The sequence below is a fragment of the Limibacillus sp. genome, from assembly GCA_037379885.1.
In the GTDB taxonomy this organism is placed as follows: domain Bacteria; phylum Pseudomonadota; class Alphaproteobacteria; order Kiloniellales; family CECT-8803; genus JARRJC01.
The window spans coordinates 103,621-122,736 of record JARRJC010000003.1 but is presented as its reverse complement, the minus strand read 5'-3'; the positions used below and the strand labels follow the sequence as shown (position 1 = coordinate 122,736).

Annotated in this window: 22 protein-coding genes; 7 read left to right on the top strand and 15 right to left on the bottom strand. The window is 64.3% G+C overall.

Features of this window, described 5'->3' with window-relative positions; genetic code table 11:
- The first annotated feature begins 9 nt into the window (after positions 1-9).
- Positions 10-801 carry an SDR family NAD(P)-dependent oxidoreductase gene (locus P8X75_02285; protein MEJ1994026.1) on the top strand — a complete coding sequence of 264 codons (792 nt, stop codon included), beginning with the start codon at positions 10-12 and terminating at the stop codon, positions 799-801.
- Positions 798-1,235, top strand: coding sequence for a nuclear transport factor 2 family protein (locus P8X75_02280; GenBank protein ID MEJ1994025.1), 438 nt, complete (start codon positions 798-800; stop codon positions 1,233-1,235). The genes P8X75_02285 and P8X75_02280 overlap by 4 nt, the downstream gene beginning before the upstream one ends.
- A gap of 6 nt (positions 1,236-1,241) precedes the next feature.
- Here the strand turns inward: P8X75_02280 and P8X75_02275 are convergent, their stop codons facing one another.
- From P8X75_02275 to P8X75_02255, 5 genes are read right to left on the bottom strand one after another with little or no spacing between them, the layout of a single operon-like run.
- Positions 1,242-1,838 carry a DUF3833 domain-containing protein gene (locus P8X75_02275; protein ID MEJ1994024.1) on the bottom strand — a complete coding sequence of 199 codons (597 nt, stop codon included), beginning with the start codon at positions 1,836-1,838 and terminating at the stop codon, positions 1,242-1,244.
- Positions 1,839-1,874: 36 nt separating this feature from the next.
- Complete coding sequence (locus P8X75_02270; GenBank protein ID MEJ1994023.1) at positions 1,875-3,239, bottom strand: MFS transporter; 1,365 nt, start codon at positions 3,237-3,239, stop codon at positions 1,875-1,877.
- Between the two features lie 21 nt (positions 3,240-3,260).
- The gene (locus P8X75_02265) at positions 3,261-4,472 is read right to left on the bottom strand and encodes a cyclopropane-fatty-acyl-phospholipid synthase (GenBank protein ID MEJ1994022.1); all 1,212 of its coding nucleotides are present in this window, start codon (positions 4,470-4,472) and stop codon (positions 3,261-3,263) included.
- 18 nt (positions 4,473-4,490) lie between these two features.
- Positions 4,491-5,339 (bottom strand): DUF1365 domain-containing protein, encoded by an 849-nt coding sequence (locus P8X75_02260; GenBank protein ID MEJ1994021.1) that lies wholly within the window; start codon positions 5,337-5,339, stop codon positions 4,491-4,493.
- 9 nt (positions 5,340-5,348) lie between these two features.
- On the bottom strand, positions 5,349-6,683 hold the full coding sequence (locus tag P8X75_02255; protein ID MEJ1994020.1) for an FAD-dependent oxidoreductase: 1,335 nt from the start codon (positions 6,681-6,683) through the stop codon (positions 5,349-5,351).
- 274 nt (positions 6,684-6,957) lie between these two features.
- Here P8X75_02255 and P8X75_02250 point away from each other — a divergent pair, with 274 nt between their 5' ends.
- From P8X75_02250 to P8X75_02240, 3 genes are all read left to right on the top strand, one after another.
- Positions 6,958-7,527: a sigma-70 family RNA polymerase sigma factor gene (locus P8X75_02250; GenBank protein ID MEJ1994019.1), complete on the top strand. Its 570-nt coding sequence runs from the start codon at positions 6,958-6,960 to the stop codon at positions 7,525-7,527.
- A gap of 125 nt (positions 7,528-7,652) precedes the next feature.
- A complete protein-coding gene (locus tag P8X75_02245; protein MEJ1994018.1) occupies positions 7,653-8,105 on the top strand; it encodes a ChrR family anti-sigma-E factor in 453 nt (150 codons plus the stop codon).
- A 191-nt stretch (positions 8,106-8,296) separates the two neighbouring features.
- A complete protein-coding gene (locus tag P8X75_02240) occupies positions 8,297-9,169 on the top strand; it encodes an RNA polymerase factor sigma-32 (protein MEJ1994017.1) in 873 nt (290 codons plus the stop codon).
- 48 nt (positions 9,170-9,217) lie between these two features.
- On the opposite strand, the gene P8X75_02235 is transcribed toward P8X75_02240, so the two are convergent.
- The 10 genes from P8X75_02235 to P8X75_02190 form a co-directional block, all read right to left on the bottom strand.
- Positions 9,218-9,748, bottom strand: a complete 531-nt coding sequence (locus P8X75_02235) for a prepilin peptidase (protein MEJ1994016.1) — start codon at positions 9,746-9,748, stop codon at positions 9,218-9,220.
- 69 nt (positions 9,749-9,817) lie between these two features.
- Positions 9,818-10,567 carry an FAD-binding oxidoreductase gene (locus tag P8X75_02230; protein MEJ1994015.1) on the bottom strand — a complete coding sequence of 250 codons (750 nt, stop codon included), beginning with the start codon at positions 10,565-10,567 and terminating at the stop codon, positions 9,818-9,820.
- Positions 10,568-10,602: 35 nt separating this feature from the next.
- Positions 10,603-10,944, bottom strand: coding sequence for an iron-sulfur cluster assembly accessory protein (locus tag P8X75_02225; GenBank protein MEJ1994014.1), 342 nt, complete (start codon positions 10,942-10,944; stop codon positions 10,603-10,605).
- Positions 10,945-11,019: 75 nt separating this feature from the next.
- On the bottom strand, positions 11,020-11,418 hold the full coding sequence (locus P8X75_02220) for a DUF59 domain-containing protein (protein ID MEJ1994013.1): 399 nt from the start codon (positions 11,416-11,418) through the stop codon (positions 11,020-11,022).
- A 48-nt stretch (positions 11,419-11,466) separates the two neighbouring features.
- The gene (locus P8X75_02215; protein ID MEJ1994012.1) at positions 11,467-11,937 is read right to left on the bottom strand and encodes an SUF system NifU family Fe-S cluster assembly protein; all 471 of its coding nucleotides are present in this window, start codon (positions 11,935-11,937) and stop codon (positions 11,467-11,469) included.
- Positions 11,937-13,205, bottom strand: a complete 1,269-nt coding sequence (locus P8X75_02210) for a cysteine desulfurase (protein MEJ1994011.1) — start codon at positions 13,203-13,205, stop codon at positions 11,937-11,939. Before P8X75_02210 ends, P8X75_02215 begins: the two co-directional genes overlap by 1 nt.
- Positions 13,202-14,485 carry a Fe-S cluster assembly protein SufD gene (gene sufD, locus P8X75_02205; GenBank protein MEJ1994010.1) on the bottom strand — a complete coding sequence of 428 codons (1,284 nt, stop codon included), beginning with the start codon at positions 14,483-14,485 and terminating at the stop codon, positions 13,202-13,204. The genes P8X75_02210 and sufD overlap by 4 nt, the downstream gene beginning before the upstream one ends.
- Positions 14,486-14,523: 38 nt before the next feature.
- Positions 14,524-15,273, bottom strand: a complete 750-nt coding sequence (gene sufC / locus P8X75_02200; GenBank protein ID MEJ1994009.1) for a Fe-S cluster assembly ATPase SufC — start codon at positions 15,271-15,273, stop codon at positions 14,524-14,526.
- Positions 15,274-15,316: 43 nt separating this feature from the next.
- Positions 15,317-16,774: a Fe-S cluster assembly protein SufB gene (gene sufB, locus P8X75_02195; GenBank protein MEJ1994008.1), complete on the bottom strand. Its 1,458-nt coding sequence runs from the start codon at positions 16,772-16,774 to the stop codon at positions 15,317-15,319.
- Positions 16,775-17,272: an SUF system Fe-S cluster assembly regulator gene (locus P8X75_02190; protein MEJ1994007.1), complete on the bottom strand. Its 498-nt coding sequence runs from the start codon at positions 17,270-17,272 to the stop codon at positions 16,775-16,777.
- A gap of 250 nt (positions 17,273-17,522) precedes the next feature.
- Here P8X75_02190 and P8X75_02185 point away from each other — a divergent pair, with 250 nt between their 5' ends.
- Both P8X75_02185 and P8X75_02180 read left to right on the top strand, forming a co-directional pair.
- Positions 17,523-17,903 carry a cytochrome c family protein gene (locus P8X75_02185; GenBank protein MEJ1994006.1) on the top strand — a complete coding sequence of 127 codons (381 nt, stop codon included), beginning with the start codon at positions 17,523-17,525 and terminating at the stop codon, positions 17,901-17,903.
- 678 nt (positions 17,904-18,581) lie between these two features.
- On the top strand, positions 18,582-19,070 hold the full coding sequence (locus tag P8X75_02180; GenBank protein MEJ1994005.1) for a cytochrome P460 family protein: 489 nt from the start codon (positions 18,582-18,584) through the stop codon (positions 19,068-19,070).
- Positions 19,071-19,116 lie beyond the last annotated feature (46 nt).

The following is a 19,116-nucleotide window of genomic DNA, read 5'->3' as shown; positions in this document are numbered from 1 at the left end:
GGAGTGATCATGACGCGTAGAGCCGATATCGCGAAACCTGAAGACGGCTGGGCCTGGATCACCGGGGCCGGCAAGGGGCTGGGCCGCGCGCTCGCCTTGCAGCTGGCTTCGGAAGGCTGGCGCGTCCTCGCCACGGCGCGGACGCTCGAGGACCTGCAAAGCCTCTCCAAGGAAGCCTCGGCGCTGCCCGGGAGCATCGAGCCCCTGGCCCTTGACGTCACGGACCGCGAGGCTGTGAAGACGAAGCTTGAGGAGGCCGCCGCCGAGCGCCGCATCGCGCTCGCGGTTCTGAACGCCGGAAGCCATCATCCCATGGCCGCCAAGGATTTCGACCCGGAGGTGTTCGACAAGCTGATCGCGCTCAACATCGGCGGCGCGGTCAACTGCCTGAACGCGCTGATCCCACTGATGCGCGCGTCGGGCCGCGGACAGATCGCCGTGGTCGCCTCGGTCGCGGGATACATGGGGCTGCCCACGGCGGCGGCCTACGGTCTTTCCAAGGCGGGCGTCATCAACATGTGCGAATCCCTGCGCCCGGAACTGGAAAGCGAGGGCATCCTGCTGCAAGTGGTCAATCCCGGCTTCGTGCGCACGCCGCTCACCGACAAGAACGACTTCGAGATGCCTTTCCTCATGGAGCCCGAGGATGCGGCGCGCGCCTTCGCCAGGGGCCTGAAGAGCCGCCGCTTCGAGATCTATTTCCCGCGCGTCTTCGTCTGGCTGATGAAGCTCCTGCGGGCCTTGCCCTATGGCCTTTCCCTGCGCTTGACGGCCAAGGCCCAACCCAAGGAGCAGCCATGAGTCCGGAAGAGCGCGAAAAGGCGCTGAAGCGCTACGCGGATTTCCTGGAAGCGCTGAGCCCCGAGCGTCTCGGCCTTCTGGAGGAGGTCTGCGCGCCCGCGATCCTGTTTCAGGACCCCTTCAACAAGGTCGAAGGAGTGGCGCGCTACCGGCGGGTTCTGGAGAAGATGTATGAAGATGTGCCGCAGATTGCCTTCACGGTGAAAGCTTCAGCGCCGGGCGCACCCGTCAGCTTCCTCGGCTGGCGCTTCGAGGGCCGCACCAAGTCGGGGAACCCTCTGGTCTTCGACGGGGTCAGCGAGATCGAGTTCGATGAGCAGGGCCGGGTGACGCGCCACCGCGACCACTGGGACGCCGCCGGCACGGTCTATGAGGGCGTGCCGCTCCTGGGCGGGTTGCTCCGCGCGATCAAGAAGCGGCTCTCCGTGGACTAGCGGGCTTTACTCCGCCGCGCTCGCCTGCTTCACCAGCTTTTCCGCGGCGTTCATCGCAGTCTCTTCGACCTCCTGCTTGCGGAAGAAAATGGTCACCTCGCCCAGAAGGATGCCGAACTTGGTCACCTTGGCGCGGTTGATCATGGTCTCCTCATCCTGGAGGAACATCCAGTCGTTGAAGGTGACCCTGAGGCTGCTGTCCTTCATCTTGAGGTCGATGTCGTACTTCCAATTGAGGGCGGGGCCGTAGATCTTGCCCTCGGCGACACCGACGACATCGTCGGCGCGGCCGTTGTAGTTGTGCTCGTCCTTCTTGGTGACGCGCCAGACCCGGCGGTCGACCTCGCCGTCGTCGTAGAGGAAATCCTCCTCCAGCGTCAGCAACTGCTGCTCCTCGTCCCAGGTCCCGGTGATATCCACGGTAAAGCTGCGGCGCAGCGTGCCGAAGCGGTCTTCGAATATGCCCCAGGCCTTGGTCTTGCCGAGGAAGTACTCCTCCAGCACCAGCTTGGGTTCGCGTCCTGCGAAGTCTTCAGGCTTCATGGAACTACATCCCGCCAAAATGATTGCTGTGAGAAAAAATGCGGCAAAGCGCCGTAGCATGTCTGGTGTCTCCAGTTTGAGTCATGGGATGGGCCGTCAGCTTTGCGCCGCCGGAGCTTCCGGCCGCTCCAGCCCGACGCGCTTTGCGATCAGACCGCGGATGCGCAGCTGCGTCGCCTGATCGATGGGGTAAGCGGAGAAGAGCCAAATGGACCCCAGTTTCAGAGCCACGGGCAGCCAGGCGTAGAGCACGGCGAGAGCGAAGAGGCCGCCAGCCTGGTGTTGCTCCGCCTGCGGGTCGAACTGGAACAGCTCCAGCAAGGGATAGGCGATGCCCACCGCCAGCGCGAGGGCCAGTTTGGTCGCCATGCCCCAGACCGCGAAGAAGAGCCCGGCGCGCGATTTTCCCGACCTCAGTCGGTCCAGGTCCACCACGTCCGCCTGCATCGAGGCGGGCAGCGTCAGATCCGCGCCGAGACAAAGGCCGGTCGCCAGACAGATCCCCAGGAACAGCCAGACATCCCCGCTCCCCAGAAAGGGCACCAGGGCGAAGAAGAGGCAGGAAAGCCCCATCGCCAGCATCCAGGCGCGGTGCTTGCCCAGCCTCCGGCTGCAGGCGAGCCACAGCGGAATCGAGAGGATTCCGCAGAGAAAGTAGCTCAAGAGCAGCATGCCTTCTTGCCATTCATTGGCCTCCAAAACGTGGCGCGCGAACATCAGGAAGAGCGTCGCGGGCAGTCCGTTCGCTATGCCGTTCACCAGATAGGCTGCGATCAGCAGCAGGAACGGACGGTTGCCCCGCAAGATCTTCCAACCTTGTCGCCAGGACCTTGCCGCTGCGCGGGCTGGTTTCCTGACCGGAACCTCCGGCACGCTCAAGGTCGCGAGCAAAACTGTCAAAGGTAGTACGACCGCCAACGCGTAAGGGATCACCTGAAGCGTGGTTTTTGTTCCGCCCGGCAGCAGAGCGGGCAGGGCGGCGGCGGCAAGGGTGCCCAGGACCACGAGGCCTTCGCGCGTCCCTGTGATGCGGCTGCGGGCGTGATAGTCGTCCGAGAGTTCGGCGCCCCAGGCGTTGTGCGGCAGGGAAACCATGGTCGCGCCGAGGTAGAGCAGGGAGGTCCAGAGCAGCAGGTCCCAGGGCGTCGCGCCGCTCTCGGCCAGGAACAGCGGGAAGGCGCTGACGATCACCAAGGGCGTTCCGGCGACCAGCCAGGGTTTGCGCCGGCCAAACGGCGTGGTCCAACGGTCCGAGAGCAGCCCGATCAAGGGATCGCTCACCATGTCCCAGAGCCGCGCGATGAGCAGAACGCTTCCCACCCAGGCGAGCCCGAGTCCCAGGTCGTCGGCGTAGTAGGTCGGCAGATAGACGTAGAGCGGCAGCAGCACCACCGCACCCGGCAGTCCCGGCAGGCCGTAGGCGAGCAGGCGCCAGCGCGTGAGGGTGGGGCTATCGGACATGTTCAGGGAAGTGGCGCTGGCTCAGTCGCGGGCAAGGGCGATCTGCTGCACGTCGATCCGGCCCGTGGCGAAGCCGGCCTCGCAGTAGCTGAGATAGTACTTCCACATGCGCCGGAAGCGCTCGTCGAACGCATCGGTCTGAAGCTCGGGCCAGGCCGCTTCGAACCGCTCGTGCCATTCGCGCAGCGTGCGAGCGTAGTGCTGCCCGTAGCCCCGGTTGCCGATCCAGGAGAGACCCGCATCACGAACCTGACGGTCGAGCGCGGGGAGCGAGGGGAGCATGCCGCCGGGAAAGATGTAGCGCTGGATGAAATCGGCGCTGCGCCGGTACTGCTCGAAGACGTTATCGGCGATGGTGATGATCTGAAGACCCGCTTTTCCACCGGGTTTAAGATTCTCTCGTAACGTATTGAAATATTGTGGCCAATAAGCCTCTCCTACAGCCTCGAACATCTCAATCGAGGCAATGCGGTCGTAGGCGCCACGCGTGTCGCGGTAGTCCTGGCGCAGCAGGGTGACCCGGTCGTTCAGCCCTTCGCGTTGCAGGCGCTCAGCGGCGAAGTTGTACTGGGCGTCGGAGATGGTGATGGCCGTGACCTCGCAACCGATCTCGCGCGCCGCCCAGCTCGCAAAGCCGCCCCAGCCGCAGCCGATTTCCAGCACCTTGTGCCCCGGTTCGATGCCCGAGCTGGTCGCCAGGTGGCGGTATTTGCTTTCCTGGGCGGCCTCCAGCGGCGCCTCGGGCGCATCGAAGATGGCCGAGGAGTAGGTCATGGTGCCGTCCAGCCAGGCCGCGTAGAAGTCGTTGCCCAGATCATAGTGCGCGCGGATGTTCCGCTTGGAGCCGCTCCTGGTGTTGGGGCGCAGCAGGTGGTAGGCGCGGTTGAGCGTGCGTGACCACCAGTGACCCTCGATGGCGGTCACGATGGCGTCGTGGTTGGCCGCTGCCAGGGTCAGAAAGGCCGAGAGGTCGTCGGTATCGCAGTCGCCGTCCATGTAGGCTTCGGCGAAGCCATTGGATCCGCCGGTGAAGATGCGCTTGAAGAATCTCGGAGAGATGATTCGGAGATCGGCCGACGGGCCCGGTTCCGACGCGTCGATGCGTTCCTGGTAGCCGCTGGGAAGGGTCAGGACGAGACTGCCGCTGCAGAGCCGCCGGGCGATGCCTAGGCCCAGCTTTTCGCCGCGCGAGAGTCCGCTCTCCAGCTTTCCTGCCGTTTCTTCACTGCTCATCGAAAGGTCGACCGCTCCCTATTCAGCCGCCTCGGGCAAGGTGTTCTCAACGCTCACCGTCTCTCGGGGCGGGGCGGGGCGCTTGATGTAAGCAGCACCTTTCCGCCAGAGCTTGAGAGCCTCCCAGTGGATCCCGGCCATGATCTTAACCGTCATCAGGGGGTAGGAAAAGAACAGCTTGGCGAGCGCGCGGTCCGATATTTCCGCTCGCTGACCGCTCTGGACGGCTACGAGTTGATCGCCTTCGGGCATCACGAGGCGGATGCCAAGCGACAGGCGCTCGGCCGGCGGCAGGACCCGGAAGCGGTAGCGGCCCCGGATCTCGATGAAGGGCGATACGTAAAAGGCCTTCTCGCAGCCCTGATGGACCGGCTCGCCGGGCTCATGGTCGGGCGGTACGGGCAGCAGGTAGCAGTGGTGTTCACCGAAGGTATTGCTGACCTCGTAGAGCAGCGCCGCCAAACGGCCGTCCCGGTGGTGGCAGAACCAGACCGTCAGGGGATTGAAGACGTAGCCCAGGATGCGCGGAAAGCAGAGCAGCCGGACCGCGCCGCCCTCCAGGTCGATGCCGGCGCGCGCCAGTTGTCCGTCGATCCAGGGGCGCAGCGGGCCGCCGTCCCGCGCGCCGTGATCGGCATCGCGGAAGGAAAAGAGTGCGGCGCGGTTATGGCCAAACAGCCTCAGTCGGCGATCGAGGCGCGGCAACTCGTCGAGGTCGAGGTAGAGAGAGAAGAGGCGGTAGACGAAGTGGTGACCGAAGGGCATCAGCCGCCGGTGCATCACACGACCGGGATAGAGACAACTGGCCAGGTCTCCGCCCGCGTCCCGCTGCTCCCTCTCGTCCTTCTGGCCGCCTTTCCGGGTCATGCCGCTTTCCTACTCCGCCGCCGCCGGAAGCCCGGCGGGATCGGGTCGGACCGATCGCCAGGCCGGACCGGTAAGGCTCTGCCGATCGGCCCAAGGCGTCTTCAGCCCGAAGCGCTCGGCGACCGCCAGTCCCGACTGAAGCGCGTCTTCATGGAAGCCGAAGCCGCAGTAGCTGCCGCAGAACCAGAGACCGCCGGCCCCTTGAATCTCGGGCAGCAGGGCCTGCGCCTCAATGGCCGCCTTGTCGAACTGCGGGTGATCATAGGTGTAGCTGCCGTGCACCGTTTCCGGGGCGGGCTCGCGATAGGCGTTCAGCGTTACGAAGAGGGGAAGGGCGGGATCGAGGTTCTGAAGCCGGTTCATCCAATAGGTGACGGCCAACCGCTCTCCGTCGTCGCGGCGTTGGGGCGACAGATAGTTCCAGCTCGCCCAGAGACGCTTGCGACGCGGCATGAGAGTCTCGTCGGAATGCAGGACGGCGCGGTTCTCCTGATAGCGGAAGGCGCCCAGGACCTTCTGCTCCAGCGGGCTCGCATCCCCACCCAGGATCTCCAGGCTCTGATCGGCATGGCTCGCCATGACCACGGCGTCGAAGCGGTCGCGATGACCCGTCGCGTCGATCACTTCGACGCCCGGATTGAGCCGCCGCACCGCCTTGACGGGGGTGGAGAGCCGAACCTGCTTCCTGAAGCCCGCAGAGATGGTCTCGACGTAGCGCCGGCTGCCGCCCGCCACCGTCCGCCATTCCGGCCGGTCGGTGAAGCGCAACAGGCCATGATTGGCGTAGAAGGACACGAAGCTGCGCGCGGGAAAGGCCAGGATTTCCTCGACGCTGGACGACCAGATGGCCGCCGCCATGGGCAGCAGGTGATCGTAGGCGAAGGTCTTGGAATAGCGGTTGGTCTTCAGGTAGTCGCCGAGCGACAGGCCCTGATCGGGCTGCAACAGGATCGCCGGCGCCTCGCGGAAGAAGCGGCGGATATCGACCAGAAGCCGCCACTGCTTGGGCCGCAGCAGATTGCGCCGCTGGCCGAAGAAGCCACCCGCGCTGCCTTCGTACTCATAGCCGCCATTCGCCAGGGAGACGGCGAAAGACATATCGCTCGCCTCGGTCTCCACGCCCAGATGCTCGAAAAGAGCGGTCAGCTGCGGGTAATTGTGTTCGTTGTAAACGATGAAGCCGGTATCGACGGGCACCACGCCCTTGGGCCCCAGAACGTCGACGGTGTTGGCATGACCGCCCAGTTTGGAGGCGGCTTCATAGACGACGGTGTCGTAGCGCTGGGATAAAAGCCAGGCGGCTCCAAGTCCGGCGGCGCCGCTTCCGATGATTGCTATTCGCATAATTCTGCTTGTTCTCTCCGCTAGACGCGCGCCGCCGGGCGAAATCGCCGGGGCCGCTGACCTTCTTACCTGAACTCGTGACCAACAAGATACGGTCGTGGAAGGCGAATGGATCATTGACGTCAACTTTTTTCGACACTCTGTGATCCAATTTCCAAGCCCGGGCGTAACAAGCCTGAATGGAGGAGAAGCATTGGACCTTCATAGCGTCAGTTCTGAGGTAGATGCGCGACGGGTTGAGTCCAGCCCGAAAGCTGCGCAGCATAGGTTGATCATGGCAGACACCTTGACCTCAGACCTGTCGTCCGAAGACCTGCTGTCCCTGATCGGCCGCGTTGCCGAGAAAGGGGAGCGGGAAGCCTTCGCGGCGCTGTTCGGCTACTTCGCGCCCCGGGTTAAATCCTACCTGAGGGGAATGAAGGCCGACGAAGCGTTGGCCGAGGACCTCGCGCAGGAGGTGATGTTGACGGTCTGGCGGCGTGCCGGGCAATACGATCCGGCCCAAGCGGCGCTTTCGACCTGGATCTTCACCATCGCGCGGAACAAGAGGATCGACGCGATCCGGCGTGAGAAGCGCCCGGAAATCGATCCGAACGATCCGGCGCTCGTGCCCGACGCCGAACCGCTTCCAGAAGAAGCGGTGGTGGCGCGACAGCAGGGCGAAGAGTTGCGCCGGATCATCAGAGAGCTACCTGAGGAGCAGGCGACGCTTTTGCGCCTCTCCTATTTTGAGGAGTTGTCCCATGCGGAGATCGCGGGCCAGTTGGACCTGCCGCTCGGGACAGTCAAGTCGCGGCTTAGACTGGCGATGAACAAGCTGCGGGTGAAGTTGGAAGAGGAGTGAGACATGCCTCGTTTTCATCCCACTGAGGAACTGCTCCAGGCCTATGCGGCCGGGCATCTGGAAGAAGCGCTGTCGCTTTTGGTGGCGACCCATACCGCGCTTTGTCCCGATTGCCGGCGCGTGTCATGGCCCGCCTGGACGAGCCCGAGGCCGAGCTCCATATCCCGGAGAAGATGGGCGCGCCGGTCGAGGGCGACATTGTCGTTCCGGAGCCGCTGCGCAGCTATCTCGGCGGGGCGCTGGCCAATTTGGATTGGAAATCCCGGGGCACCGTGAGCGAGGTCAACCTGCTGCCGCAGTCCAGCGGGGTGCGCACGAAGCTTCTGCGCATCCGTGCGGGCTCGGCCATCCCGCAGCACACCCACGAAGGTGCGGAGATCACCATGGTGCTGAGCGGCGGCTTCACCGACGAGCACGGCCACTACCTGCGCGGCGATGTCTCCGTGGCCGACAACCAGATCGAACACCGCCCGGTCGCAGACCCCGGTGAGGACTGTCTCTGCATCACGGTCACCGACGCGCCGCTGCGCTTCACCGGTCCGGTAGGCCGCTGGCTCAACATGTTCGTGCGCTTCTAAGCATTCACGTCATAGCCGAACGGGAAGCCGGGCTGGAGCAATCCGCCCGGCTTTTTTCTTAAGGCGGAAAAATTTTCCAGAATAAATCGGGGCTCCTGTGATCCGAACGCGTCTCCTGCGCGTAAGCAAAGGTAACAAACGATCCGGCGATAAGACCGATCACGACAACCTCTCGAGCAGGAGCGCTATTCATGGTGACCGCCCCCATCCTAGACAGCGACCGCGCCAACCGTCAGTTCGTCCGCGACGCCATGAACGCGCCGCTGCTTTCCCGCGAGGAAGAAGTCGAACTGGCCAAAGCTTGGGTGGAGGAGCGCGACGAGCGCGCCATGCACAAGATCGTACGGGCTCACGCCCGTCTCGTGGTCAGTCTCGCCAGTAAGTTCCGCGGATACGGCCTGCCTTCCGCCGACCTGATCCAAGAGGGATACCTCGGTCTGCTTCAGGCGGCCGAGCGCTTCGATCCGGGCCGGGAGGTGCGCTTTTCGACCTATGCCGTCTGGTGGATTCGCGCCGCGATCCAGGACTACATATTGCGCAACTGGTCCGTCGTCCGCGTGGGTACGACCACCTCTGAAAAGAGCCTGTTCTTCAACCTGCGCCGCCTGCGCGCGAAGATCGCCGAGGCCAGCGCCGGCTACATGAGCCCGGAGGCCGTCGGCTCCATCGCCAAGGAACTGAAGGTCAAGCGACAGCAGGTCGAGCGCATGGAAGTTCGCCTCTCGGTTCCCGATCAGTCGATGAACGTGCCGGTCGGCGAGGAAGGGGACATGGAGGTCCAGGACATGCTGGTGGATCAGCGTCCGGGACCGGAGGAGGTCGTCACCGACCTGCGCGACAACCAGACCCGGGCGCGCTGGCTATCCCGCGCTCTGCGTAAACTGCCGCAGCGCGAGGAGATGATCATCCGTCAGCGCCATCTGGTCGAAGACTCCGTGACTTTGGAAGACCTGGGCAAGGAGCTCGGCATCTCCAAGGAGCGGGTGCGCCAGCTCGAGCAGCGCGCGCTCAAGACCCTTCGCAAATTGATCGTCGAAGAGGCGGGCACCTCGGCACCCCTCTAGGTCACGAACCGGCGCTTCTTCACGAGAGCCAAATCCTCCGTTGAAGCCTCAAAAGGCGCCGGCCGAAAGGTCGCGCGCCTTTTGCAGTGCTACGACCAGCGCACCGGCGCAGATCGCCACGCCGTAGGGCAGGTAGATCTTCTGCTTCTTCAATTCTTCCAGGTCCTTGACCTCGGGCGGTGGCAAGGGAATCCAGGGCACCCGCCGCAAACGGTCGCCCAGGACGTAGCCCAGGCCCAGGATGCCGCCCGCCAGTCCGGTCACCAGCAACAGCTCGGTCACATGGGCAAAGCCCGCCCAAAGCCCGGCCGCCGCCAGCATCTTGACGTCGCCCGCGCCCAGCCAGTTCATCGCGAAGATCAGGAAGCCCACGGCGAGGATCGCGCCGCCCACGACCAGCGGGCCGACCCAATCGACCTCTCCCAGGTTCGCAAGGAAATAGATCCCGAAAAGCAGGGCGATCACCAGCGTGATGCCGTTGGGGATCTTCCGTCGTTGAATGTCGGTGATCGCCGCGGCGAGGCAGAGCCCGGCGAAACCGGCAAGACAAAGGAACGACGTTATCAGGGAGAGGTCCATCGGCTATCCGCTACGCCCTCATTTTTGAAGATTTGTACTATAGCGAGGGATGCCGAGTCGGAGAGCGCTTCAGGCCTCGTCGGTTGCTTGGGGAAGGGCGGGCCCGAGGGTGAAGGCGTCTGCGTGGACCCGTTCTTCCGGCAGCCCCAGTTCTTTGAGGCGGGCGACGGTGGCCTCGACCATGGCCGGCGGCCCCGCGACATAGACGCGGGCCCCAGTCAAAGGCTCGTCCGGCGAAAGCAGGTCCGTCACCTTGCCCTGCGGAAGGGCGTCGTTCTGATCCATCGATACCAAAGAGAACGAAAAATTATCAAATAGTTCCGTTAGTTTCCTAAAGTCATCATGAAGGAAGATCTCCGCCTCGTTGGAGGCTCCGTAGTAGAGCTTCACCGGATGCCGGAATCCCTCGCGCAAGGCCTGAAGCAGGATGTTGTAGACCGGCGCCAAGCCGGTGCCGCCGGCGACCCCGAGCAGCGGGCCTTCGTGGCCCGCGCGCAGCACGCAGGTTCCGAAGGGGCCTTCGATCGGCAGGTGGTCGCCGGGCGAAAGTCGCTGCGCCACGAAGCTGGAAGCGCCGCCTTCTCCATGATCCTTGATATGGAACTCCAGCGCCGGGTCGCCGGGCTGGCTGGCGATCGAGTAGTCGCGGGGTTTGAAATCCGCCAGGAAAAGCCGGAGGTACTGGCCGGGAAGAAAGGAGAAGGCCGCGCCGCCCTCGGTCAGCGGCTGGAGCCAGAGGCGCACGATGCCGCCGGCCAGAACCTGCTTATCGGTCACGCGCGCGGTCAGTTTACGCGGCGCGGGCGGGCTCTGGGTCATGGGGCCTCAGGAATAAGGGGAAGGGCGCTTGGCTGTCACGCCACGTTGAAGCTCTCGCCGCAGCCGCAGCGCGAAGCCTCGTTTGGATTGTTGAACACGAAGCCGGATTGCAGCTTGTCTTCCTGGTAGTCCATTTCGGTGCCAAGCAGGAACATGGTTGCGGTCGGGTCGATGAAGATGCGCACGCCCTTGTCCTCGACCACGTCCTCGAACTTCTTCTGCTCGGTGGCGTATTCCACGAAGTAGGAGAGGCCGGAACAGCCGCGGGTCTTCACGCCGACGCGCAGACCCAGCACCGGTTCGTCGCCGGCGGCCTCCATAAGCTTGCGGACCCGCGCGGCGGCGGCGTCTGTCAGCGTTACGACGGATTGAGCCATGGTTTCGTCTTCTCCGTTTGTCTTCCAAGCGTTAGCGCTTACCGCTCCCGCAGGAGCATAACACAGAATATGGGATCAGAAGATGCCGAGCGCCAGCTTTGCATCCTCGCTCATGCGCTCCTTGTCCCAGGGCGGGTCCCAGGTCAGCGTCACCTCGACCTCGCCGACCCCCGCCGTGCCGCCGACCGCATCGGCGACCTGCTGGGGCATCTCCCCGGCAACGGGGCAGGCGGGGGCGGTCAGGGTCATGGTGATCGCGACGTCGCCCTTGTCGTCCTGCTTGATCTCGTAGATCAGGCCGAGGTCGAAGATGTTCACGGGGATCTCCGGGTCATAGACCGTGCGCAGCGCGTCCTCGATGCGCTCGTTGCCGGCCTTCTCCTCGCCTTCGGGGAGCGGCTTTCCGGCATAGGCGGTGAGGCCCTCGGTCTCCTCGGTTTCGCCCATGAAGTACATGGGATGTCCTGGCATCATGGCGTCTTCTCCTTGACTGATACCCTCATGGTCCTGCCCGGCAAGGGGCTACTCGGTCGTTATCTCTTCCTTATCGTGGACAGCGGCGTCCAGCGTGTGCCAGGCGAGCGTGGCGCACTTCACACGCACCGGGAACTCCCGCACGCCGGCCAGAACCTGCAAGCGGTCCACGGCGTCCTCATCGGTCTCAATGGCCTCCGAGAGGTCGGCGTCGTCTTCCGTGCAGAGCCGGTGGAAGCCGTCGAACAGCACTTCGGCCTCGCGCACCGACTTGCCTTTAAGGATCTCCGTCATCATGGAGGCGGAGGCCATGGAGATGGCGCAGCCCTTGCCGACGAAGGAGACGTCCTCGATGATTCCCTGGCCGTTGGTCTTCAGATAGACCTGAAGCGTATCGCCGCACATGGGATTGTGCCCGTGCGCCGAATGGTTCGCGTCCTCGATCCGCCGCAGGTTGCGGGGATTCTTGCCGTGATCGAGGATCACTTCCTGATAGAGCTCTCTCAGTTCGTCGAGCATCAGCCGAAGAACTCCCTTACCGTTTCGATTGCCTCGACCAGCGCGTCGATCTCGGCCTTGGTGTTGTAGAGGCCGACCGAGGCGCGCGCCGTGGCGGCCACGCCGAAGGCGTCCATGACGGGCTGCGCGCAGTGGTGTCCGGCGCGCACCGCAACGCCTGTCCGGTCGACGATGGTTCCGATGTCGTGCGGGTGGGCGCAGTCCAGGGTGAAGGAGAGGATGCCCGCCTTCTCCCGCGCGCGGCCCTGCAGGGTCAGGCCCTCGATCGCCTCCAGTTTCTGGGTCGCATAGGCCAGCAGGCCCGCTTCGTGCGCCGCCACGTTCTCAAGCCCCAGCGCCTGCAGGTAATCCACCGCGGCGCCGATGCCCACGGCCTCGACGATCGCGGGCGTTCCCGCCTCGAAGCGGTGGGGGGCCTTCTTGAAGGTGGACTTCTCCAGGGTCACGCTGGCGATCATCTCGCCGCCGCCCTGATAGGGCGGCAGGGAGTCGAGCAGCGCCTTCTTGCCGTAGAGCGCGCCGATGCCCGTGGGGCCGTACATCTTGTGGCCGGAAAAAGCGTAGAAGTCGACATCCAGGTCGCGCACGTCGACAGGCATGTGCGGCAGCGCCTGACAGCCGTCAACCAGCACCTTTGCGCCAACGGCGTGGGCCTTCTCCGCGATCTCCTTGATCGGGTTGATGGTGCCCAGCGCATTGGAGATGTGCACCACCGCGACCAGCTTCGTCCTGGGCGTCAGCAGCTTGTCGAAGGCTTCCATGTCGAGCTCGCCTTCGGGCGTGATCGGCACGGCCTTCAGGGTGATCCCGGCGCGGTCTCGCAGCAGGTGCCAGGGCACGATGTTGGAGTGATGCTCCATCTCGGTGAAGATCACCTCGTCGCCCGGCTCTAGCTGCGAGCCGAAGGAGCTGGCGACCAGATTGATCGCCTCGGTCGCGCCGCGGGTGAAGACGATCTCGTCGTCGGAGGCGGCGTTGATGAAGCTTGCGAGCTTCTTGCGGCCGCCTTCATAGAGGTCGGTCGCCTCCTGGCTCAGACGGTGCACGCCCCTGTGGACGTTGGAGTAGTGGTTCTCCATGCAGTCGGTCATGGCCTTTATGACCTGCCGGGGCTTCTGGGCCGAGGCCGCGTTGTCGAGATAGACCAGCGGGCGTCCGTAGACCTCCCGCTTCAGGATCGGGAAGTCCTCCCGGATCCGCTCAACGTCGAAAGCCGCGACCGAGTTGTCGCCGGGCAGCACGCCCTTTGCTTCGCTCACGAGGCTCATGCGCCGTCTCCCGCCAAACTGTCGAGCTTGTCGTCCAGCGCCGCCACCAGGGCGGGCGTCAGGTCTTCGGCCCCAAAGCTCTCGATCACGTCGGTGAGGAAGGAACCGATCAGCAGCCGCCGGGCGTCGCGCAGAGGCAGGCCGCGGCTGCGCAGGTAGAAGAGTGCCTCGCGGTCCAGTTCGCCCACGGTCGCGCCGTGGCTGCACTTCACGTCGTCGGCGTAGATCTCCAGCTCGGGCTTGGCGTCGACCTCCGCGTCGCCGGACAGGAGCAGCGCGCGGTGGGACTGGTTGCCCTCGATCTGCTGGGAGTCCCGGGCCACCTTGATCAGGCCCTGGAAGACACCGCGCGACTTGCCGTCGAGCGCGCCCTTGATGGCCTCGTCGCAGGTGGTGTGGGGGGCGAGATGCTCGACCACGGTGGTGATGTCGCTGTGCTGCTCGCCATCCAGCAGGTAGCTGGCGTTGAGGCCGCAGTGCGCGCCCTGGCCCACCAGCCTGATCTTGTAGTCCTCGCGGGCGACGGCGCCGCCCAGCACCAGCAGCAGCGCCCGGTAGTCGGCGTCCCGCGCCACGCGGACCTGCGTGTTGGTCAGGATCAGCGCTTCCCGGTTCTTCTGCTGGTTGCGGATGTGCTTGAGGCGCGCGCCCTGGCCCAGGGAAATCTCCAGTGCGCCATTGGTGAAGCTGGCGCCGCCTTGGGAGATGTGATGTTCGATCAGCGTGGCCTCGCTGTTCTCTTCCATCACCAGCAGCCCGCGCCACTGCGTGGCGGCTGCCTTCTCGCCGCTGGCGTCCAGGAGCACCAGCTCGATAGGCGCGTTGAGCTTCCGGCCCCGCTCCACGCGAAGCAGGGGGCCTTCGCCCGCCAGGGCGGTGTTCAGATCGAGAAGCGGGCTCTCCGCATCGGCCTCCGCGATCCGGCCCAGGTGATCCTCGGCCCAGCCGGGAACCCCTTGGGAGAGACGCTCGAAGCTGAGACCTTCGGGCAGAGAGTCAGAGAGCTCCGCCTCGAAGACACCGTTCACGAAGACCAGACGGCAGCGCGCCGCGCCTTGCCCAACCAGGCTGGGCAAGCGGTCGGTGCCGGCGTGGGTCTCCTTGGCGGCGGCGAAGTCGAAGCCTTCCAGCGCGCGGAGATGGGTGAACTTCCAGCTCTCCATCCGCCGCGTCGGCAGGCCGGTCGCCTTGAAGCGTTCGAGGGCCTGGTCGCGCAGCTCCTGGGGGAGGGCGCCCTGGCCTTCGAATGCCGTCAGCAGAATGTCGCTGCTATCTTTCATGTTTCCTCGTCGGTCTCTCTTTACGCCGCAGACTCGGCTTACGCCGCAGACTCGGTGAACTCGCCGTAGCCCTTGGCTTCCAGCTCGGCGGCCAGTTCCTTGCCGCCGGAGCGCACGATCTTGCCCCCGGCCAGCACGTGAACATGATCCGGGACGATATAGTCGAGCAGGCGCTGGTAGTGGGTGATCACCAGCATCGAGCGCTCGGGACTGCGCATGGCGTTGACGCCGTCCGCGACCGCCTTCAGCGCGTCGATGTCCAGGCCGCTGTCGGTCTCGTCCAGGATCGCGAGCGACGGCTCCAGCATGGCCATCTGAAGCATCTCGTTGCGCTTCTTCTCGCCGCCGGAAAAGCCCGTGTTGACCGAACGCTTCAGCATCTCTTCCTTCATGCCGAGTTCCTTGGTCTTCGCGCGCAGCAGCTTCATGAACTGCATGGCGTCCAGGCCCGACTCGCCGCGCGTCTTGCGCAGGGCGTTGACCGCCTCCTTCAGGAAGGTGGAGTTTGGCACGCCGGGGATCTCCACCGGGTACTGGAAGGCCAGGAAGATACCGGCGGCGGCTCGCTCCTCAGGCTCCATCTCCAGAAGGTTCTCTCCGTTGAACAGAACCTCCCCGCCCGTCACCTCGTAGCCGTCGCGCCCGCTCAGGACATAGGACAGCGTCGACTTGCCGGAGCCGTTGGGCCCCATGATCGCGTGGATCTCGCCAGGGGCGATGGAAAGGCTGATCCCCTTCAGGATTCCCTTGCCATCGACTTCCGCATGTAAATTTTTAATTTCAAGCATTTGCTGCTCGTTCCTCACCTAAATTTCTATGTTCCTCGGGCCTCTAGCCGACCGAGCCTTCCAGCGATATGCCGACCAGCTTCTGGGCCTCCACGGCGAACTCCATGGGGAGCTGCTGCAGCACTTCCCGGCAGAAGCCGTTGACCACCAGGGCCACGGCGTCTTCTTCGGAAAGGCCGCGCTGGCGGCAGTAGAAAAGCTGGTCCTCGCTGATGCGCGAGGTGGTGGCCTCGTGCTCGATCTGGGCGGAGGCGTTCTTGCTCTCGATGTAGGGCGTGGTGTGGGCGCCGCAGAGGTCGCCGATCAAGAGGGAGTCGCACTGGGTGTAGTTGCGCGCGCCCTCGGCCCGGCCGCCCATGCGCACCAGCCCGCGGTAGGTCTGGTTCGAACGCCCGGCGGAGATGCCCTTGGAGATGATCCGCGAGCGGGTGTTCTTGCCCAGGTGGATCATCTTGGTGCCGGTGTCCGCCTGCTGGCGGTTGTTGGTGATGGCGATGGAGTAGAACTCGCCCACCGAATTGTCGCCCTGCAGGATGCAACTCGGGTACTTCCAGGTGATGGCCGAACCGGTTTCCACCTGGGTCCAGGATATCTTGGAGTTGCGGCCCCGGCAGGCGCCGCGCTTGGTGACGAAGTTGTAGATCCCGCCCTTGCCCTCGGCGTCGCCCGGATACCAGTTCTGAACGGTGGAGTACTTGATCTCCGCGTCGTCCAGCGCGATCAGCTCGACCACGGCTGCGTGAAGCTGGTTCTCGTCGCGCATCGGCGCGGTGCAGCCCTCCAGGTAGGAGACCTTGGAGCCTTCGTCCGCGATGATCAGCGTGCGCTCGAACTGACCGGTGTTGGCCGCGTTGATGCGGAAGTAGGTGGAAAGCTCCATCGGGCAGCGCACGCCCTTGGGGATGTAGACGAAGGAACCGTCGGTGAAGACCGCGGAGTTCAGGCAGGCGTGCTTGTTGTCCCCGTAAGGAACCACGGAGCCGAGATACTTCTGCACCAACTCCGGGTGGTTCTTCACCGCTTCGGAGATCGAACAGAAGATGACGCCGACCTCCTCCAGCTTCTTCTTGTAGGTGGTCGCGACCGAGACGCTGTCGAAGACGGCATCCACGGCCACGCCCGCCAGGACTTCCTGCTCCTTCAGGGGGATGCCCAGCTTCTCATAGGTTTCCAGCAGCTCCGGATCGACCTCGTCCAGGCTCTTGGGCATGTCGTCCTTGCTCTTGGGCGCGGAGTAGTAATAGGCGTCCTGGTAGTCGATCGGCGGGAAGCCGACCCGCGCCCAGCCCGGCTCCGGCATGGTCAGCCAATGGCGATAGGCCTTCAGGCGCCACTCCAGAAGCCACTCCGGCTCCTCCTTCTTGGCGGAGATGAAGCGGACGATGTCTTCGCTCAATCCCTTGGGAGCGGTATCGGCCTCAATGTCGGTGACGAAGCCGTACTTGTACTTCTCTTCGCCGAGGGCGCGGACCTTATCGACGGTCTGTTCGCTCGCAGCCATTCAGGATTCTCCCGTGCTTGTGCCGGCGGTTGCGCCGGTGGTGGTGCCGCTCCGCCGCGCCGCATCGGCGGCGGGGGCGGGCGGAAACGTCAGGAAGGAGGCAGCCATCTCCGCCAGCGTCACGCTGTCGAGGGCGCCTTGGATCGCCTGATTGACGCGGTCCCAGGTGCCGCGGATCGGGCAGAGCGACTCAGAAGCGCAGGAATCTTCCGACCCGTCCACGCAGGCTGTCAGGGCGATGGGCCCCTCGATGGCCTGGATGATCGCCGCCATGGTGATGCGCTCAGGCGCTTGGGCCAAGTTGTACCCGCCGGATGCGCCCCGCTGTGAAACAATCAGGCCGTCCTTGGCCAGAAGCCCCAGCACTTTCGAGACGGTCGGCAAGGGAACGGCGGTTTCCCGTGCCAACTGCTGTGCGGAAAGGGTTTCTTCCTCGCGCAGAGCCAGCTGCGACATCACGACGACGGCATAATCTGTCAGGCGGTTGAGCCGGAACATTCCCGGGCCTCCAATCCCTACGAAATTAGTATGGTTTGATAGGTACCCACGCTCAGCTAAAAATCAAGAGTAAAGTGGTAAGGATTGGGTCATTTCACTGCTTTCTTGCGATAAATTGACCCACGCCGAGGCTAAAGGCTTGTCAGGCTCCGGGGATTGATCCATTTCTTGGACCGTATATCACTGTGAGGCGCTGGCCCGGATTGTGGCCAACCTCAGGAATACGCAAAAAGAGACCCGAGGAGGAATCATGCGTTTCAAGAATTTCGCGATCGCCGCCGCCGCTGTGACCGGTGTTGTATTCAGCGTTGGCGCTGCTCAGGCCGCTGGCGACGCTGCCAATGGCGAGGGCATCTTCAAGAAGAAGTGCGCCGTCTGCCATGCGGTGGAAGAGGGCAAGAACAAGGTGGGGCCATCTCTCCACGGCGTCGTCGGTCGGCAGGCGGGCACCGTCGATGGCTTCCGCTACTCGAGCGCCATGCAGAGCCACGATGTGGTCTGGGACGCCGAAACCCTGGATCCTTACCTCGAGGACCCGCGCGGCGTGGTCAAGGGCACCCGCATGGCTTTCCCCGGCCTCAAGGACGCCGGTGAGCGCGCGGACGTGATCGCCTACCTCGTAACTCTCTAAACGCTCTTGATCGCCGTAGCGGCTTGGTCCGCTTCGGCGCTACGGTGCGAAGAAGGGCCTGCCCAGCGAATGGGCGGGCCCTTTTTCGTTGCAGGCCAGCGTCAAGCCAGCGGCAGGCCGGCGGCCTCACAGGGATGTCATTTTGAAAGACGCGACTCTTGCGTGTAGTTCTAAATTACTTAAATTATTATTAGGACATAAGCTCGACGGACGCCGAGTCATCAGGAATGGCTCCCCTCTCGGTCCATAGCTCAGGAGATGAAGATGCGCGCCAGGAAGATCAAACTCTTCACCTCTACGATGCTTCCTCTCGCCGTCGCGTTCGGAGTGGCCGGGGGAACGGCCTTGGTCATGACCAGCCACAAGCCGCTGAGGGCTGCTGAGCCCGAACGGACATTGCTGCCGCAGGCCCAGCCGAAGCCGCAGTCCTCGCAGATGGCTCAAGCGGGCGGTTGTGGCCCTTGCAGCCCCTGCGCGGCATCATCGGCGGCGGTCCCGACGGATTGCTACGTTCCAAGGCTGCGGAACGCGGCCGCCGGTTCGCCTTGTAGGCCCAGTTCACCCTGCAATCCCTGCGCGGCCACCAATCCCTGCGCGGCCACCAATCCCTGCGCGGCTGCGAATCCCTGTAGCCCTTGCGGGGCCGGTAACCCCTGTGCGGTTTCGGCGAGCGCAGGCTTGAGCGATGCGGAAGCGCTGGCTGCCTATGACTGCGTCTTGGAAGCTCTGGGGGCCGCCTATGCGAAGTCCGGGCTGGAGAGCGCGGTTTCCTATCAAGCCTGGGACATCTACAGCACCGCGCCCTATGGCTCCGCGACGCACGGCGGCCTCTATGTTCACAACTACGCGAACGAGGCGGCGGAGGCTTATGGCGCGTTCGAGAACGCAGGCGTCATGCCAGAGGGCGCCAAGCTCGCCAAGGACTCCTTCCGGGTGACGGAGGCGGGCGCCGTTCAGGTCGGGCCGCTTTTCATCATGGAGAAGATGGGCTCGGGCTTCAGCCCGGCGAGCAACGACTGGCGCTACACCATGGTGTTGCCCGACGGAACGGTGGCCGGAAGCACTGGCGGAGAGGGCTCTGGGAAGATGCAGTTCTGCGCGGATTGCCATCTGGCGACGGCCAGCGATTCCATGATGTTCATCCCGGAGAAGTACCGCAGCGAATGACCGCGGTGCGGCGGAAGGGCGGCATCCGGGTTTCCCGTCTCCGCGC

Excerpts from the sequence above, each read along its gene's own strand:
- P8X75_02240 (MEJ1994017.1), top strand. The coding sequence starts at position 8,297 with ATGGTGACCGCCCCCATCCTAGACAGCGACCGCGCCAACCGTCAGTTC.
- P8X75_02215 (MEJ1994012.1), bottom strand. The coding sequence starts at position 11,937 with ATGCTCGACGAACTGAGAGAGCTCTATCAGGAAGTGATCCTCGATCAC.
- P8X75_02225 (MEJ1994014.1), bottom strand. The coding sequence starts at position 10,944 with ATGGCTCAATCCGTCGTAACGCTGACAGACGCCGCCGCCGCGCGGGTC.
- P8X75_02275 (MEJ1994024.1), bottom strand. The coding sequence starts at position 1,838 with ATGCTACGGCGCTTTGCCGCATTTTTTCTCACAGCAATCATTTTGGCG.
- sufC (MEJ1994009.1), bottom strand. The coding sequence starts at position 15,273 with ATGCTTGAAATTAAAAATTTACATGCGGAAGTCGATGGCAAGGGAATC.
- P8X75_02280 (MEJ1994025.1), top strand. The coding sequence starts at position 798 with ATGAGTCCGGAAGAGCGCGAAAAGGCGCTGAAGCGCTACGCGGATTTC.
- P8X75_02270 (MEJ1994023.1), bottom strand. The coding sequence starts at position 3,239 with ATGTCCGATAGCCCCACCCTCACGCGCTGGCGCCTGCTCGCCTACGGC.
- sufB (MEJ1994008.1), bottom strand. The coding sequence starts at position 16,774 with ATGGCTGCGAGCGAACAGACCGTCGATAAGGTCCGCGCCCTCGGCGAA.
- P8X75_02220 (MEJ1994013.1), bottom strand. The coding sequence starts at position 11,418 with ATGATGCCAGGACATCCCATGTACTTCATGGGCGAAACCGAGGAGACC.
- P8X75_02260 (MEJ1994021.1), bottom strand. The coding sequence starts at position 5,339 with ATGACCCGGAAAGGCGGCCAGAAGGACGAGAGGGAGCAGCGGGACGCG.
- P8X75_02185 (MEJ1994006.1), top strand. The coding sequence starts at position 17,523 with ATGCGTTTCAAGAATTTCGCGATCGCCGCCGCCGCTGTGACCGGTGTT.
- P8X75_02230 (MEJ1994015.1), bottom strand. The coding sequence starts at position 10,567 with ATGACCCAGAGCCCGCCCGCGCCGCGTAAACTGACCGCGCGCGTGACC.
- P8X75_02235 (MEJ1994016.1), bottom strand. The coding sequence starts at position 9,748 with ATGGACCTCTCCCTGATAACGTCGTTCCTTTGTCTTGCCGGTTTCGCC.
- P8X75_02210 (MEJ1994011.1), bottom strand. The coding sequence starts at position 13,205 with ATGAGCCTCGTGAGCGAAGCAAAGGGCGTGCTGCCCGGCGACAACTCG.
- P8X75_02245 (MEJ1994018.1), top strand. The coding sequence starts at position 7,653 with ATGGCCCGCCTGGACGAGCCCGAGGCCGAGCTCCATATCCCGGAGAAG.
- P8X75_02285 (MEJ1994026.1), top strand. The coding sequence starts at position 10 with ATGACGCGTAGAGCCGATATCGCGAAACCTGAAGACGGCTGGGCCTGG.
- P8X75_02265 (MEJ1994022.1), bottom strand. The coding sequence starts at position 4,472 with ATGAGCAGTGAAGAAACGGCAGGAAAGCTGGAGAGCGGACTCTCGCGC.
- sufD (MEJ1994010.1), bottom strand. The coding sequence starts at position 14,485 with ATGAAAGATAGCAGCGACATTCTGCTGACGGCATTCGAAGGCCAGGGC.
- P8X75_02255 (MEJ1994020.1), bottom strand. The coding sequence starts at position 6,683 with ATGCGAATAGCAATCATCGGAAGCGGCGCCGCCGGACTTGGAGCCGCC.
- P8X75_02190 (MEJ1994007.1), bottom strand. The coding sequence starts at position 17,272 with ATGTTCCGGCTCAACCGCCTGACAGATTATGCCGTCGTCGTGATGTCG.
- P8X75_02250 (MEJ1994019.1), top strand. The coding sequence starts at position 6,958 with ATGGCAGACACCTTGACCTCAGACCTGTCGTCCGAAGACCTGCTGTCC.